The sequence below is a fragment of the Microlunatus phosphovorus NM-1 genome, assembly GCF_000270245.1.
In the GTDB taxonomy this organism is placed as follows: Bacteria; Actinomycetota; Actinomycetes; order Propionibacteriales; family Propionibacteriaceae; genus Microlunatus; species Microlunatus phosphovorus.
In genome coordinates this window covers 522,361-537,203 of record NC_015635.1, presented here as the reverse complement: position 1 = coordinate 537,203, position 14,843 = coordinate 522,361, and the positions used below count along the sequence as shown (strand labels likewise).

The window sequence follows — 14,843 nt, the reverse complement described above, 5'->3', positions numbered from 1 at the left end:
AGGCTGCCTGCAGTTTGCTGGGTCGGACAATGCCACCAACATAGATGTCGACGACGACATCCGGTTGGCGATGCCTGGTCGCTAGTGGGGTGTCACTAATGTCTGGCTTATGGCCACTGCGGGCAGTGAACAGACGGTGACCGTCGACGGTCACGCGATCAAGCTGACCAATCTCGACAAGGTCCTCTATCCGCTGACCGGCACCACGAAGGCCGAGGTGATCGGCTACTACGCCGAGATCGCCGCCGTGATGCTCCCGCACCTGGTCGACCGGCCGGCAACCCGCAAACGCTGGCCGGATGGCGTCGGCGACGGGACCGACAGCCCCACGGTCTTCTTCAACAAGAATCTGGCCCGCGGGACCCCGGACTGGGTGACCCGCTTCACGATCGCCCATCGCGATCATGACAACGACTACCCCGTGGTCAACGACCTCGCCACCTTGACCTGGCTGGGCCAGCTCGCCGCTCTGGAGATCCACGTACCGCAGTGGCGGTTCGGCAAGGACGGGCAGCCGCGCAAACCGGACCGGCTGGTGCTCGACCTCGATCCCGGGGAGGGGGTCAGTCTCGACGAATGCGCGGAGGTCGCCCGATGGGCGAAGCAGATCCTCGACGACATCGGCCATCTGTCCGTACCTGTGACGTCCGGCAGCAAGGGCATCCATCTGTATGCACCCCTGGACGGCAGTCTCGATGCGGAGCAGGCGACCGAGGTTGCCCGCGAGCTGGCCCAGGCGCTGGAGGCGGATCACCCCGACGAGGTCACCGCGACCATGAAGCGCTCGCTGCGCGCAGGCAAGGTGTTCATCGACTGGAGCCAGAACAATGGGGCCAAGACCACGGTCTCGCCCTATTCGCTCCGCGGCCGACTGCATCCGTGGGTCGCCGCGCCGCGGACCTGGGAGGAACTCGCCGAGCCGGATCTCGCCCAGCTCGACTACACCGAAGTGCTCGAACGGGCCCGCAACCGACCCGATCCACTCGCGGCCTTCGTGACGTCCGCTTCCGGTATCTCTGATCCCGCGACTGCAGATCGGCTCACGACCTATCGCAGCATGCGCGACCCGGCCAAGACCCCTGAGCCGGTGCCGGCCACCCCGCCCAGCGGCGGATCCGGGGACACCTTCGTGATCCAGGAGCATCACGCGCGACGGCTGCACTACGACTTCCGGCTGGAGCACGACGGGGTCCTGGTCAGCTGGGCGGTGCCGAAAGGGCCGCCGACCGACACCGGCAGCAACCATCTGGCCGTCCAGACCGAGGATCATCCGCTGGAATACGCCACGTTCGCCGGTGACATCCCGAAGGGCGAGTACGGCGGTGGACACGTGAAGATCTGGGACTCCGGCACCTACGAACTGCACAAGTGGCGCGACGGCAAGGAAGTCATCGTCACTCTGCACGGCCAGCCGAACGGTGGTCTTGGTGGGCAGGCCCGCTCCTACGCCCTGATCCACACCGGTGGCGGCAGTCGCCAGCCGGAAAAGAACTGGCTGATGCACCTGATGAAGGAGAAACCTGCCTATGGCGGGCAGGAGATCCCCTTCCCCGCTGAGGTCGAGGCGATGCTGGCCAGTCCGGCCACGCCGGAGGAGATCCGGCCGGCCCAGGACGAGTACGCGTACGAGATGAAGTGGGACGGGGTCCGCTCGATCGTCTCCTTGGCCGGCCATCGGGTCCGGATGACCAGCCGGCGCGGTCGCGACGACACCGCCGCCTATCCGGACCTGGTGTCCGCACTGACCACCATCGACGTGGAGACTGCCGTATTGGACGGCGAGATCGTAGTGACCGACGAGAACGGCCGCCCGACCTTCGGGCTGCTGCAGAACCGGATGAATCTGACCCGGCCGGCCGACATCCAGCACGCGGTGGCTGCCTGGCCCGCCCAGTTGATGGTGTTCGACCTGCTCGAGTTGAACGGGCGATCCCTGATCCGCGAGCCGTACGAGCGTCGCCGTGAACTGCTCGAAGAGCTGCTCCCCGAGCCTGTCGGGGGCCGGGTCCAGGTGCCACCGATCTTCGAGGGCGATCTCGATGCCGCTCTGGAGACCAGTCGAGCGCTGCGGATGGAGGGGGTGGTCGCCAAGCGACACGGTTCGATCTATCAGCCGGGTCGACGTAGCTACACCTGGCGCAAGATCAAGTACCAGCAGTCCCAGGAGGTGGTGATCGGCGGCTGGCGGCCCGGTCACGGCCGCCGCGAGGGTGGCATGGGCTCGCTGCTGCTCGGCATCCCAGACTCAGAGGGACTGCGCTATGTCGGACGGGTCGGCTCCGGGTTCAACGACCATCAGCTCGACGAGATGGACCGGCTGTTGGCCGGTCTGGCGCGTCACGACAGCCCGCTGCACGGCGTGCCGCGAGAGGACGCGCGGGACGCCAACTGGGTCGAGCCCGAGCTGGTCGGCGAAGTCGTCTACGGCGAGCTGACCGGACCGGGCCGGCTGCGGCATCCAGTCTGGAAGGGACTCCGCACAGACAAATCACCCGACCAGGTCGTCTGGGAAGGCGTCGATCTGGAGGGCATCAGCTCGGAGAGCTGAGCGAACCCAGCTGCAGGCCACGGTGCTGGGCCAGCCGTTCCGCCTGCTCGCCGAGCTCGGCCTTCGTCGCGGCCCGCGGCTGCCATAGCTCCAGTTCCAGATCGAGCTTCTTGCCTTTGGCCCGCGGCCGCCACCACCCGACGATCTCACCGCCGGCGAGCACTGGACCGGGTCGCCCGAGGATCGGCCACAGCTGCTTGCGCTGCTCGGCGTCCGGCACCAGGAGGTCGCGGTCCTTGCCCTGGCCAAGCAGGTCGTACGGTCCGAGCAGCCGTACGACCGGTCGTGATTCCAGGAGGTCGCCGAGCAGCCACTTCTTCTTTCCCTCGACCTTGACCTCGACGGCGTCGTCCGGCCAGTACTGCTTGATTGTCGTCGCGGCGCCGTCGAGAAAGCCGGCGACCTCGCTCGGCGTTGCCGGGCCGAGAAGTCGCAGATAGGCCCGGATCACCTGGAGCTGCTCCGGCGCCGCGGTGGGATCCGACGCCAGCCCTGCGGGACGCCGTGGCCAGTCCGGGATTCGGCGCAGCACCGGCGGCGAGGTCGTCGGCTCGAGCTCGAGTCCGCCGAAGATCCCGGCCATCCGAAACGTGGACTCCCAGGCATGGATCGCCTGGCAGGGCCGGCACTCGCGCAGATAGGGGGCGGACAGCTGCTTGGTGAGCGCGGTGGATGCGTCGCCCTTGACGGTGGGCTCGGCTACCACGGCCCGCAACTGACGGGCGATCTCGGCCATCCCGTCCCGAGGCGAGATCCCGGCATCGACCATGGGCTTGGCAGCGCCGATCAACCGTTTGACCAGGTCAGCATCGTCGTATGGCGAGATCGCGGTCATCACCTCGGCCAGCTCGGATCGCCGGTAGTAATGCGGTGAGACCCGCAGCGACCAGACCAGGGCCAGCTCATCGCTGTCGGCCAGTGCCTGCGGCGATGCAACCGGTACGCCGCGATTCGCCAGCGCCCAGCTCGCGCCGTCGCGGCCAGAATCCTGGACGCCGAGATCCAAGATCGCGGCGTCGGTGATCGCCCGATCGCTGTCCAGCTCACGATCCAGCTGTTGCACGGCGATCCGATGTCTGATGACCTGCTCGCGGGAGACCTCCATCTACCCATCGTGACGCACGCCGCTGACAGTCCGTCGTGTACGTCTGAGGCCTGAGTGTCAGACGCTGCTGGCAATGTCCACGCACGAGAAGGAGGTCAGCGTGATTGTGCCGAGCGACGTTCACGCCGGACGCCATGACGGTGATGATGTGGACCTCGCCGCTAATGCCGTCTTGGAAGCAGCATTCGTAGTTGAGCCGGTTGCCACCGCGAAGGTGCAGGCGGCCGCGGCCGCAACTGGCGGGGCCGTCGAACAGCTACTGGCGTGCCGCCAAGGAAACGGTAGGTGAGTTCCAACTCAACGGCTGGTCTGTCAAGGATATTGCTCGCGGCTGGACGGCCCGGGGGTACAAAGGGCGCAATCTCACGATCATCACGCCCGGCGGCTTCCACTTCGAGGTCCAACTCCATACGTCCCAGAGCCTGGCAACGGCGGAGCGCACCCATCGACTCTACGCGGAGCAACGAGACCTCTCGCGGCGCTCCAAGCGCTGGCGTGAGTTGGAGCGCATCCAACAGGAGGCGTGGAACACAGTTCCCGTGCCAAGCCGAAGCTCTCAGCGCGGTCGGCATTCTCCAATCCGCCTAATCACATCGTCTTCGCATGACTCGTTCAACTCTTGGTGGCCCGCTGTTCTGGACCTGAGCCTGGACGGCCGCAGCCCTAGACGTGAGTCATTCGATCCTCGAAGCCGGCCGGTGACAACAGCTGGCCCGCCGTGATGAGGGCCAATCCGGTGACCCCACGCACTCGGCGGAACCCACTTCACCGGCGCCCTCTACAGTGCCCTTGGCAAGTACGGCGCCCCGCTGTCAGCGGCTGGCAGGAGGAATGTCGTCACAGTGCTGCAGGATCTGGCCAAGGAAGCGGGGAACCTCGAGATGACGCTCGGTTTGGAGGTGTGCAACCGATACGAGACCAACGTGATCAACACGGCCGCCGACGCTCTCCGGCTGGCCGACGACATCGGAGCCGACAATGTGACAATCCACCTGGACACGTACCACATGAACATCGAGGAGGACGATTTCGCCCGACCGGTGCTGCTGGTTGGTGATCGGCTCGGCTACGTCCACGTTGGGGAGAGTCATCGCGGCTATCTCGGCAGCGGGCATCTGGACTTCACCGCGTTCTTCCATGCACTGGCCGACATCAACTACACCGGCCCGATCACATTCGAGTCGTTCTCCTCTGCGGTCGTCTCGCCGACCCTGAGCAACGACCTGGCCATCTGGCGGAACCTGTGGGACGACGGGCCAGCGTTGGCCGCGCACGCCAGCAGATATCTGCGCAACGGTCTGGAGGCCGCCTGTGTCGGAGACTGACCAGCAGCTGGTTGCCGGCCTGGACGCACTGACCGCGCGAGCTCGCGCGCTCGTCCAGGCCGGCGACCGGCGATTGCTCGGCATCACCGGCAGTCCCGGAGCAGGCAAGACCACCCTGGCGACCAAGCTCGTCGAGACGCTCAACGGCGGAGCCGACCCGCAGGTCGCGGTCTATCTGCCGATGGACGGCTTCCATCTGGCCAACGCCACCTTGGATCGGCTGGGCCGCCGTGATCGCAAGGGTGCCGTCGACACCTTCGACGGCTGGGGCTTCGTCGGGCTGCTCGAACGGCTCCTGGTCGAGGTCGACCATCCTGTCTATGCCCCCAGCTTCCGTCGCACCGTCGATGAGCCGATCGCCGGCGAGATCGAGGTCCCCGCCGGCAGCCCGCTGGTCATCGTCGAGGGCAACTATCTGCTGGTGGATCAGACACCGTGGAACCGGATTCGCGGTCTGCTGGCGGAGTCCTGGTTCTGTGTGACCCCTGAGGAAGCCCGACTGGAGCGGCTGGTCGACCGGCACACCCGGCACGGTCGTACCCCAGAGGCGGCGACCGCCTGGGCCCAGCACGTCGATGGCCGTAACGCCGTACTCATCGAGAGCACCCGGTCGCGCGCCGACCTCCTCGTCTCGGGCACCGATCCGCTCCGGTGAGCGGCGGGGGTCTGTTCTGACGGCCCTCCCCCGGGCCGATTCCCTCATTGAGAGGTGCGCAGATGTCGCGTCAGCTCAGGGAAACGACATCCACGCACCTTTCATCGCGCCGGACCCGCGTTGAGACCGTACGGTTCATCGCAATGCCTGCGCTTCTCCCGCTCACACCACGCAGAACTCGTTGCCCTCCGGGTCGGTCATGATCACGTGGTCCAGGTTCCCGTCCTGCTCGACCTCGCGCTCGACCTTCGCGCCGGCCTTGGTCAACCGATCGACCGCCTTCTCGATCCGGGATCGTCGCTTCTTGGCGGACTGATGTCGCCCGCCACCCACCTTGAGATCCAGATGCACCCGGTTCTTGGCCGTCTTCGACTCCGCCACCTTCAAGAACGACAGGGTCGGGCCCTGGTCGGCCGGATCGACCAGGTAGGCGGCGTCGTTCCATTCCTTCTTCGGCACACCGTTGTCCTTGAGCCATGCATTCCACGACTCGTAGCCGTCCGGCGGCTCCGCCTCGACATATCCGAGAGCATCTGCCCAGAATGCGGCCAGCTTCGCCGGATTCGCGCAGTCGAACGTCAGGCCCCACGAAGTGTGCATGCGCTCAAGCTTTTCATGTCTGCGATCTGCTATCGACCCGCGGCACCTGAATCTGGTGAGATTCAGCTCCATCGCAAAGATCTGGCGAGGGAATCCGCCACGCGACACGTAACGTCGATGTGTTGCTGCCGCCGGATGCCGACGTCGTCGTGGTCGGCGCGGGGTTGACGGGGGCATCCACCGCGCTGCACCTGGCAGAGCAACGACCCGAGTTGGAGATCGTGCTGCTCGAGGCGGACCACGTGGCCGCCGGCGCGAGCGGGCGCGGCACCGGGCTGCTCGGTCCCCGTCTCGGGCCGCCGATCGACATCGCCCGCCGCCGAGACGGCGATCAGCTCGCCCGCCGCCGCCATCTGGACAGTGTGGCTGCCGTCGATCGGGTACGAGCGCTGGCCGGACGCTGGGCACCGCAGGCGATCAGCCCGGCCACCGGTCAGCTGGTCGTCGCCCAGACCGCCGCCGAGGCGTCGCTGCTGCGCCGCCGAGCCAGGACGTACGCCGCCCTCGGGCTCGATGTGTCTCTCGCCGTCACCGACGAGCCATGGGCGGCAGCCACTCGGACGGCACTGGCGTACGCGCCTGCCGCGAGCGTCGATCCCGGCCTGCTGACCCGCGGTCTGGTCACGGCAGCGATCGATCTCGGAGTCCAGCTGTTCGAGCGGACACCTGTTCTCGGCCTGGAGCCCGGCTCGGTCGGACACTCGCTGAAGGTCGTCACCCGCCGCGGATCGATCACCGCCCGTGCGGTGGTGCTCGCCGTCGACGTCACCCAGCACCCGGGATCGCTGCCGGTCGTACCGGGCCAGCTGGCCCTCCAGGTGAGTGCCGGCGTGACCGATCCACTCCCCGAGGATCTGATCACCGAGCTCGGCGGGCCGACCGCGCCGCACATCCTGTCGGCGGCCGCCCTTGGTCCGTACCGTCGTCTCACCGCGGACGGGCGGATCGTGATCGGCGGTGGACCGGCCGCGGTGCTGGCCGGAGCGACGTCACGCACTCTGGCCGCGGCCGAACGCAACGCCTGGGCCTGGCAACGCCGCCAGCTGGACGCGGTCCACCCAGCCCTCGCCGCAGTGGCCATCTCCCGCTGCTGGTCGGGACGGATCAGCCTTACTCGAGACGGACTGCCGCAGGTGGGCCGGCTGGCGCCGCCGGGGCTGCCCTCGACGGCGGAGGTGTGGAGCGCCGGCGGGTGGAACGGCCACGGGCTGGCGGCCACCGTGGCCGCCGGGCAGCGGCTCGCCGATCGGGTCCTGACCGGCAGCGCCGAACCCCCGTTGCGGCCGATTCGTTGGCCACTGGCCACACACCCAGCAGCGCCGATCGTCCGCGCCGCGCTGCGATTGTCGACTCCGGCCGCGCCGGCCAATCGTTCGAGAGGGCCAAAATCGTTCGAGGGTCAGCCGGGGGCGACATCGTATTCCAGCTGAAGCCGCCCGTCCCCACCCCCGAGGAGTCCCCGCGATGACGCTGACGGCAACGTTGCGCCGACCGCTGGAACAGATCGAGACGAGCCTGAGTCGCCCCACCGGCCGACTCGGCGTCGCGGTCGGCCATGCGATGAGTCTGCAGCACTACACGCTGACCGCCTGGTGCCACCGGCTACTCGCCGCCCCCGCCGATGCGGATGTCCTGGACATCGGCTGCGGCAGCGGCAACGGCCTCCGGCTCCTCGGCCGGCGCTGTTCCGGCCGGCTGGCCGGCGTCGATCCGTCACCGACGATGGTCGAGATGAGCCGCCGGTGCAACGCCGGAGCCGACAGCGAGGGCCGGCTCCAGATCCGACTCGGCAGCGCGACCGAGCTGCCGTTCGACGACGGCTCCTTCGACGTGGTGACCGCGATCGAGACGCTCTACTTCTGGCCCGCGCCCGAGCGGGGCCTGCGGGAAGCGCTCCGAGTGCTGCGGCCGGGTGGCCGACTCGCGATCGCCCTGGAGATGACCAAGGACGCCGCTGAGGAACCGACCTGGCTGCAACGGGTGTTCGGCACCTCGTTCACCAGGCGATCGGCCGCCGAGGGCCTGGCCATCGTCTCCGGCGTCGAGCTGACTGCCATGGTCCGCTCGGCCGGGTTCGACCGGGTCCAGTTCGCCGTCGAACCGCGACGGTCCCTCGGCTGGCTGTGTGTCCTGGCACGGAAGCCGGACCCATGCTGAACCCCCGCCAGCGGCTGCGCCCACGACTCCCGCTGCTCGGCGACGCCCCCGCCTTTCGTCAGGACCTGCTCGCCGCGTTGGCCCGGGGCCGGTTCGAGCAGGGCGACGTCGCGCGCTATCGGCTGGGCCCGGTCGAGGTCTACGGTGTGTCGTCACCAGAGGTCGCCGAACGCGTACTCACCGATAGCGACACCTTCGGCAAGCTCGGCCCCGACAACCCGCTGCGACTGGCCCTGGGCGACGGGCTGCTGACTCGCTCCGATCACGAGAGCTGGCTGCGCAACCGCCGGATGGTGGCACCGATCTACCACCGCCGCCGGGTCGAGGCGATGTACACCACGATGCAGGAGTGCGTCGAGGAGATGCTCGCCCGCTGGGACGCCGAGCTGGCACCCGGCGCGGTGATCGATCTGCACACCCAGCTGATGCACGTCACCCTCGACATCGTCAGCCGCTGCATGTTCAGCACCCCGATGATCTCGGCGGACTCGGCACTGCGGCCGGAGTCGGTGGAGTACGCGGTGACCTACACCTTCCTGCGCCTGCAGAACCCGGCGGCACCGCCGACCTGGGTGCCGACCCCGGCCAACCGCCGGTTCGGCACGATCATCGGCGGTCTCGACGACCTGATGGCCACCATGATCACCGAGCGTCGGCAGGAGCTGGCCGCGGGGTTGCCGGGGAAGGAGGACCTGCTGGACATGCTGATGCAGGCGACCGACGCCGACACCGGCGACCGGATGAGCGATACCGAGCTCCGCGACGAGATCATCACCACTCTGGCCGCTGGGCACGAGACCACGGCGATCACCCTCACCTGGGCGTTCTATCTACTGTCGATCAACCCGGGTTGGCGACGCCGGGTGATCGAAGAGGTCGACACGGTGCTCGGCGGCCGGCCACCGACGGTTGCCGACCTCCCCCGGCTGCCGCTGATCGGCCAGGTCTTCGACGAGGCGCTGCGGATGTTCCCGTCGTCGCCGACCGTCCCCAGGCAGACCCGTAAGCCGGTCCGCCTCGGGCCGTACGACATCGAAGTCGGCTCCCGCATCCTGATCGACGTACACGGCCTGCACCGCAACCGCAGGCACTGGCCCGATCCGGACGTCTTCGATCCGTTGCGGTTCAGCCCGGAAGGACGCGCCGGCCGCAGCCGCTGGGCGCATCTGCCGTTCGGTGGTGGCCCGCACCTGTGTGTCGGCAAGCAGTTCGCCCTGCAGGAGGCCCAACTGCTGCTCGCCTCCATCCTGGGGCGCTACGACGTACGCCACCATCCCGGCTACCCGGTGGATGACCGGGCCACCATCACCCTGCGCCCCCGGCACGGGCTGCACGTGGTGCTACACCCCCGGATTGCACCCGCTCGTCTGACTCCCGCTCTTCCGAAGGTGGCCTGACCGTGTCCAATCGAGAGGCTCCGCCGATGACTGTCGCACCCTGGATGACCAGCACCCGCTACGCCTCGGGTCAGCAGGCCGGGCACTACGAGAGCTTCTACCAACGAGGCAACCATCCGACACGCCCCCTCGCGTTCTGGATCCGTTACACGATCTTCAGCCCGACCGGACGGCCCGAGGCCGCGATCGGTGAGCTGTGGGCGATCGTGTTCGACGGGGAGACCGGCCGCCACGTGGTCGCCAAGGAAGAGCACCCGATCGCCACCTGCTCCTTCAGCCACGACCAGCTGGCAGCCCGGATCGGTGACGCCGAGCTGGCAGCCGGCCGATTGGTCGGATCGGCGACGGGTCCGGCCGAGTCCATCTCCTGGGATCTGACCTGGAGCGGGGACAGCGACCCGATGTTTCTGCTGCCGCAAGCCAGCTATCGTCGCTCCTTCCCGGCCGCGAAGAGCCTGGTCGTCACCCCGCTCGCCCGCTACGACGGACGGCTGGAAGTCGCCGGGCGCACCATCGACGTCGACGGGTGGGTCGGCAGCCAGAACCACAACTGGGGCAGCCGACACACCGACGCGTACGCCTTCGGCCAGGTGGCCGGCTTCGACGATCACCCGGACTCCTTCCTCGAGATCGTCAGCGCGCGGGTCAAGGTCGGCCCGGTCCGGCTACCGATGATCACCTGCCTGTCGCTGCGCCATGCCGGCACCACCCACGAGCTGGTCGACCCGCTCCGCGGCCTGCGATCCTCCAAGGCCGACTACGGCTACTTCTTCTGGCGATTCGCCCACCACGACGACCGCGTCGCGATCGAGGGCGAGTTCAGCGCCGAGCCAGAGGCCTTCGTCGCGTTGAACTACTACAACCCGCCCGGCGGCACCAAGCAGTGCCTGAACACCAAGATCGCGTCCTGCACGCTGACCGTCACCGACCGCAGAACCGGCCGGGCCGAGCGACTTTCGACGGCCCACCGCGCGCTGTTCGAGATTCTCACCGATCACCGCGGTCACGGGATCGACGTCCGGGCGTGACCAGCTACGTCGTGGGTCTGCGGCGGCTGCGCTGGCCGGTGCTCGCCGCCTGGCTGCTGTTGCTGGCCATTGCGGGGGCCGGAGCGCTCGGCCTGGCGGACCGGCTGAGCGGCGGTGGCTGGTATGCCGCGGACTCCGATTCCGCCCGCGCCATCGAGGCGACCCGGGACGGGTTCGTCGGCCGCGGCGACACCACGATCACTCTGGTGATCCGCGACGATCGATACACCGCAGACCAGCGGAACTTCACCACCCGCGCCACAGACGCGTACGACCATGTGATCGGGATGCCGGGACTGGCGGTCGACTCCGCGTACGGCTGGGGAACGACCAGCGGCGCCGCGCGTGAGCCGTTCGTCGGTGACGACGACCGCACCACCGTGACCACGCTCGGGCTCGACCTCCCCGACGGCGACGCACGCCGGGAGCTGCCCCAGCTGCAGGCCGATCTGGACCGGATCTACGCCGATCAGGACCTGGTGGTGGCGCTGGTCGGGCCGGCGTCGGTCTGGGGCGAGATCAACGTACTGTCCGAGCACGGGCTGCTGCGCGCCGAACTGCTGGCGCTGCCGCTGCTGGTGGTGATCATGCTCGCCATCTACCGCGGCTGGATCGCCGCCGGCATGTCTTTGATGGTCGCGATCACTTCGGTGGTGTGGACACTCGGGCTGCTGTCGGTGGTCACCCGGTTCACCGAGCTGTCGGTGTTCGTGCAGAACGCAGCGACCATGCTGGGTCTCGGTGTCGCCGTGGACTATTCGCTGTTCTTGATCGCGCGCTATCGAGAACAGCGCCTGGCCGGACAGAACGGCACCGCGGCGCTGACCGCCGCATTGCACACCGCCGGCCACACCGTGCTCGGCTCCGGACTCACCGTGGTGCTCGCCATGAGCACCCTGTTCCTGATCGACCTGCCGGTGATCAGGTCGCTGGCGCTCGGCGCCGTGGTCGTCGTGACGGTCGCGATGATCGTCAACCTGATCGTGCTGCCGGCCTTCCTGCTGGTGCTCGGCGACCGCATCTTGGGCGATCGGCCATGGCCACTGCCCGCCCGACGTCCAGGTCCTGCCCCGCGCCGCGCGCTGGTCGAGCCGACTCGACTCAGCTGGCAGTCGTGGGCACGCTGGGTGATGCGCCGACCAGTGGTGTTCCTGCTGCTCGGGCTGACCGTGATGGGCATCCTGGCCGCCCCCGCGACCCAGCTGGCCACCTTTACTCCCGACGCCCGGATCGTCCCGCCGGGCGTGAGCGTACGCACCGGCTGGGACGCCATCCGCGACGGCTTCGGCGACGGCGCGGCATCCCCGATGAACGTGGTCGTGGAGAGCGAACGGCCGCTGACCAGCCTGCCGACAAGCCAGGAACGTGAAATCCTGATCGAGTTGGTGAACGACCTCGACAACCTGTCCCATGTCGACTCGGTCACCTCGGCGACCACGGTGCTCAGCGACGCCAAGGTGCCGCGGCCATTGACCGCGCTGGAACCTGACAACCGCGATCGGCTGCCCGACGAGCTCGCCGACGCGGTCGGGCACTTCCTGTCCGACGACAGCCGCACCCTGGTCGTCCAGGTCATCCCGGACGGCACCGCAGCCAGTCCTGACACCCTCGAGTTGCTCGACCGGGTCCGCGAGCGTGCGGCCGAGATCAGCATCCCCGGTGTGACGGCGGTGGTCGGCGGCGAGACCGCCGAGGGTGTGGACGGCAACGCGGCTATCCGCGATGGCCTGCCGCTGGTGGCGGGCACCATGCTGGTCGTCATCTATCTGCTGTTGCTGATCATCTTCCGCTCCGTCTTCCTGCCGCTGAAAGCGATCGCGCTCAACGTCGCCTCGGTGGGGGCCACCTACGGCGTGGTCGTCCTGGTGTTCCAGCACGGTCTGGGCGCCGAGCTGCTCGGTTTCGAGCCGACCGGCCAGGTGACCAACTTCGTCCCGGTGCTGCTGCTCACGCTGTTGTTCAGCCTCAGCACCGACTACGAGGTGTTCCTGCTCAGTCGGGTACGCGAGGAGTGGCGCAAGGGCTACGACAACACGACGTCGGTCGCTCGTGGCCTCGAACTCACCGCACCGTTGATCTCGGGCGCCGCCGTGTTGATGATCACCGTCTTCTCCGCGTTCGCGCTGGCCAGCGTGCTGCCGGTCCAGGAACTGGGCCTGGGCATGGCCTTCGCGATCGCCATCGACGCCACGCTGGTGCGTCTTGTCCTGGTGCCTGCCTCGATGCGGCTGATGGGCCGCTGGAACTGGTGGAACCCCTGGTCGAAGCACGCCCAGCAGCCCGCCGGAGGCGATTCAACTCCTTCGCAGAATTATTCCTCAGAACGTATTAATGAGGGGATCCGCGTCTCCTGATCTTCGAGGGCGACACGACCCGGTGGCCGCAATCCGGGCGAGTCGACAACAGGAGATCACCATGGACGCACGCAACACCTTCGAGACCCCCACCACAGCCCGGCTGGCCCGACTGGAATGGTTCGGCTTCCTGGCGCTCGCCGCGGCATTGACGATCATGCACTGGTCGGCCATCGACTGGCCGCTGTTCATCGGCCTGTTCTTGATCATCGATGTGATCGGCTACCTGCCGGGCATGATCGCCCACCGGCGCAGCAGCGACGGCTCGGTGGCCAAGATCTACTACCTGCTCTACAACTCGATGCACTGCCTGTTCACCTGGACGGTGATCTTGACGATCGCCACAGTGCTGTTCGGCTGGCAGTGGGCGATGTTGGCCGTGCCGCTGCACCTGCTCGGGGATCGGGCACTGTTCGGGAACTCCCTGAAGCCGTTCGGGGTTCCGTTCGAGCCGCAGGTGCATCCCGACTTCGCCGACTTCACCGAGCGCTACGCCAGGCGTCCCACGCCGTGGGTCCCGCAGCCATCCGACGAGGACACCAACCAGGCCGCCTCCGTCGATCCCGCAGGCCCCGCCGACCACGCCGCACCCGCCGACCAGGAACAGTCGCTGGAGGGTTCCCGTGCCTGAGTCCGCCCTCTCGACCGCGCCAGCGGCCGAAGCTCCGCTACGGCCGCCGTTCGACGCCGCCCTCCTGAACCTGGTCAGCCGGTACGCCGACGACCCGAGCGCGATCCTCGCCTTGGACGACGACACCCACTCGTTCACGGTCCCCGGCATCGAGGGCTTCCTCGCCTACCGACGCCACGGGCGATGGCTGCTGCAGATCGGCGGCGCGTACGCTGCCGAGACCGATCGGCTGCCGCTGCTGCGCGCCTTCCTCGCGGATGCCGAGCGGCAGCGCTGCCGGGTGCTCGCGGTGCAGCTCCAGCAACGTGATGCACGCGACGCCTGGCAACTCGGCTGCACCGTGAACCAGCTCGGCGCCTCGTACGCGCTCGCCGTCGACGGCTTCGGCCTCCGCGGCCGGCACTTCATGCAGCTGCGGAACAAGATCTCCCGGGCACGGCGGGCCGGCGTCCTGGTCGAGCACACCACCTTCGCCGAGCTGAGCGAGGACGATCGGAAGCAGTTGAACGCCCTGGACGCCGCATGGCTGGCCGGCAAGCACGCCAAGCCGCTGCGATTCATGGTCGGCCGCCTCGGCGGGCAGGCCGAGCCGCTCCGCCGACTTGTGCTCGGACGACTCGATGGTCGCGTCGTGGGCTATCTGAGTCTGAGCCAGGTGTTCGGGTCCCGCCCGGGCTGGCTGCACGACCTGAGTCGGCGGTCCGGAGAGGCCCCACCGGGAGTGATGGAACTGCTGGTGGCCGACAGTCTCGACCAGCTCGGCGAGACGCCCGGGTGCTGGTGGCACTTCGGGTTCACCCCCTTCACCGGCCTCGATCCCGCCCACGAGCTGCCGGGGGCCAGCGCAGGCGTCGCCCGCCTGATCCGGCTGTTGGCCGACCGTGGACAACGGATCTATCCCTCGGCCAGCCAGGTCGACTACAAGCGCAAATGGGGTGACCTCGAGGTGTTGCCCGACTATCTCGCGTTCGCCGGCCGCCCCGGCCCAAGTGGCGTAGCAGCGCTGGTGCGCGCCGCCAATCTGCTCTGACCTCGTCCCCACG

The 14,843-nt window shown here is 68.2% G+C and carries 12 protein-coding genes and 1 pseudogene; 11 read left to right on the top strand and 2 right to left on the bottom strand.

Annotated features, from left to right (window positions below; all coding sequences use genetic code 11):
* Nucleotides 1-109 precede the first annotated feature (109 nt).
* Nucleotides 110-2,548 carry an ATP-dependent DNA ligase gene (locus MLP_RS02295; RefSeq protein ID WP_013861384.1) on the top strand — a complete coding sequence of 813 codons (2,439 nt, stop codon included), beginning with the start codon at nt 110-112 and terminating at the stop codon, nt 2,546-2,548.
* Here MLP_RS02295 and MLP_RS02290 read toward each other — a convergent pair.
* Nucleotides 2,532-3,653 carry a winged helix DNA-binding domain-containing protein gene (locus MLP_RS02290; protein WP_013861383.1) on the bottom strand — a complete coding sequence of 374 codons (1,122 nt, stop codon included), beginning with the start codon at nt 3,651-3,653 and terminating at the stop codon, nt 2,532-2,534. The two genes, MLP_RS02295 and MLP_RS02290, sit on opposite strands and share 17 nt — an antisense overlap.
* A 73-nt stretch (nt 3,654-3,726) precedes the next feature.
* On the opposite strand from MLP_RS02290, the gene MLP_RS02285 reads away from it, so the two are divergent.
* The 3 genes and pseudogenes from MLP_RS02285 (at nt 3,727) to MLP_RS02275 (ending at nt 5,633) form a co-directional block, all read left to right on the top strand.
* On the top strand, nt 3,727-3,942 hold the full coding sequence (locus MLP_RS02285) for a hypothetical protein (RefSeq protein WP_041789625.1): 216 nt from the start codon (nt 3,727-3,729) through the stop codon (nt 3,940-3,942).
* A 472-nt stretch (nt 3,943-4,414) separates the two neighbouring features.
* Nucleotides 4,415-4,978 (top strand): annotated as a pseudogene (locus tag MLP_RS02280) (TIM barrel protein); the annotation flags it as partial.
* Complete coding sequence (locus MLP_RS02275) at nt 4,965-5,633, top strand: nucleoside/nucleotide kinase family protein (protein WP_013861380.1); 669 nt, start codon at nt 4,965-4,967, stop codon at nt 5,631-5,633. The pseudogene MLP_RS02280 and the gene MLP_RS02275, both read left to right, overlap by 14 nt.
* A gap of 162 nt (nt 5,634-5,795) precedes the next feature.
* Here the strand turns inward: MLP_RS02275 and MLP_RS02270 are convergent, their stop codons facing one another.
* Nucleotides 5,796-6,233, bottom strand: a complete 438-nt coding sequence (locus MLP_RS02270) for a VOC family protein (protein ID WP_013861379.1) — start codon at nt 6,231-6,233, stop codon at nt 5,796-5,798.
* Nucleotides 6,234-6,355: 122 nt separating this feature from the next.
* On the opposite strand from MLP_RS02270, the gene MLP_RS02265 reads away from it, so the two are divergent.
* The 7 genes from MLP_RS02265 (at nt 6,356) to MLP_RS02235 (ending at nt 14,830) form a co-directional block, all read left to right on the top strand.
* Nucleotides 6,356-7,663 (top strand): NAD(P)/FAD-dependent oxidoreductase, encoded by a 1,308-nt coding sequence (locus MLP_RS02265; protein ID WP_172641530.1) that lies wholly within the window; start codon nt 6,356-6,358, stop codon nt 7,661-7,663.
* A 34-nt stretch (nt 7,664-7,697) separates the two neighbouring features.
* Entirely contained in the window at nt 7,698-8,390 is a 693-nt protein-coding gene (locus MLP_RS02260; protein ID WP_013861377.1) for a class I SAM-dependent methyltransferase, read from the top strand.
* Nucleotides 8,384-9,787: a cytochrome P450 gene (locus MLP_RS02255; RefSeq protein ID WP_013861376.1), complete on the top strand. Its 1,404-nt coding sequence runs from the start codon at nt 8,384-8,386 to the stop codon at nt 9,785-9,787. Before MLP_RS02260 ends, MLP_RS02255 begins: the two co-directional genes overlap by 7 nt.
* A gap of 26 nt (nt 9,788-9,813) precedes the next feature.
* Nucleotides 9,814-10,815: a hypothetical protein gene (locus MLP_RS02250; RefSeq protein ID WP_041789623.1), complete on the top strand. Its 1,002-nt coding sequence runs from the start codon at nt 9,814-9,816 to the stop codon at nt 10,813-10,815.
* Entirely contained in the window at nt 10,812-13,169 is a 2,358-nt protein-coding gene (locus tag MLP_RS02245) for an MMPL family transporter (protein WP_013861374.1), read from the top strand. Before MLP_RS02250 ends, MLP_RS02245 begins: the two co-directional genes overlap by 4 nt.
* A 61-nt stretch (nt 13,170-13,230) precedes the next feature.
* A complete protein-coding gene (locus tag MLP_RS02240; protein ID WP_013861373.1) occupies nt 13,231-13,800 on the top strand; it encodes a hypothetical protein in 570 nt (189 codons plus the stop codon).
* Nucleotides 13,793-14,830: a bifunctional lysylphosphatidylglycerol flippase/synthetase MprF gene (locus MLP_RS02235; RefSeq protein ID WP_013861372.1), complete on the top strand. Its 1,038-nt coding sequence runs from the start codon at nt 13,793-13,795 to the stop codon at nt 14,828-14,830. Before MLP_RS02240 ends, MLP_RS02235 begins: the two co-directional genes overlap by 8 nt.
* Nucleotides 14,831-14,843 lie beyond the last annotated feature (13 nt).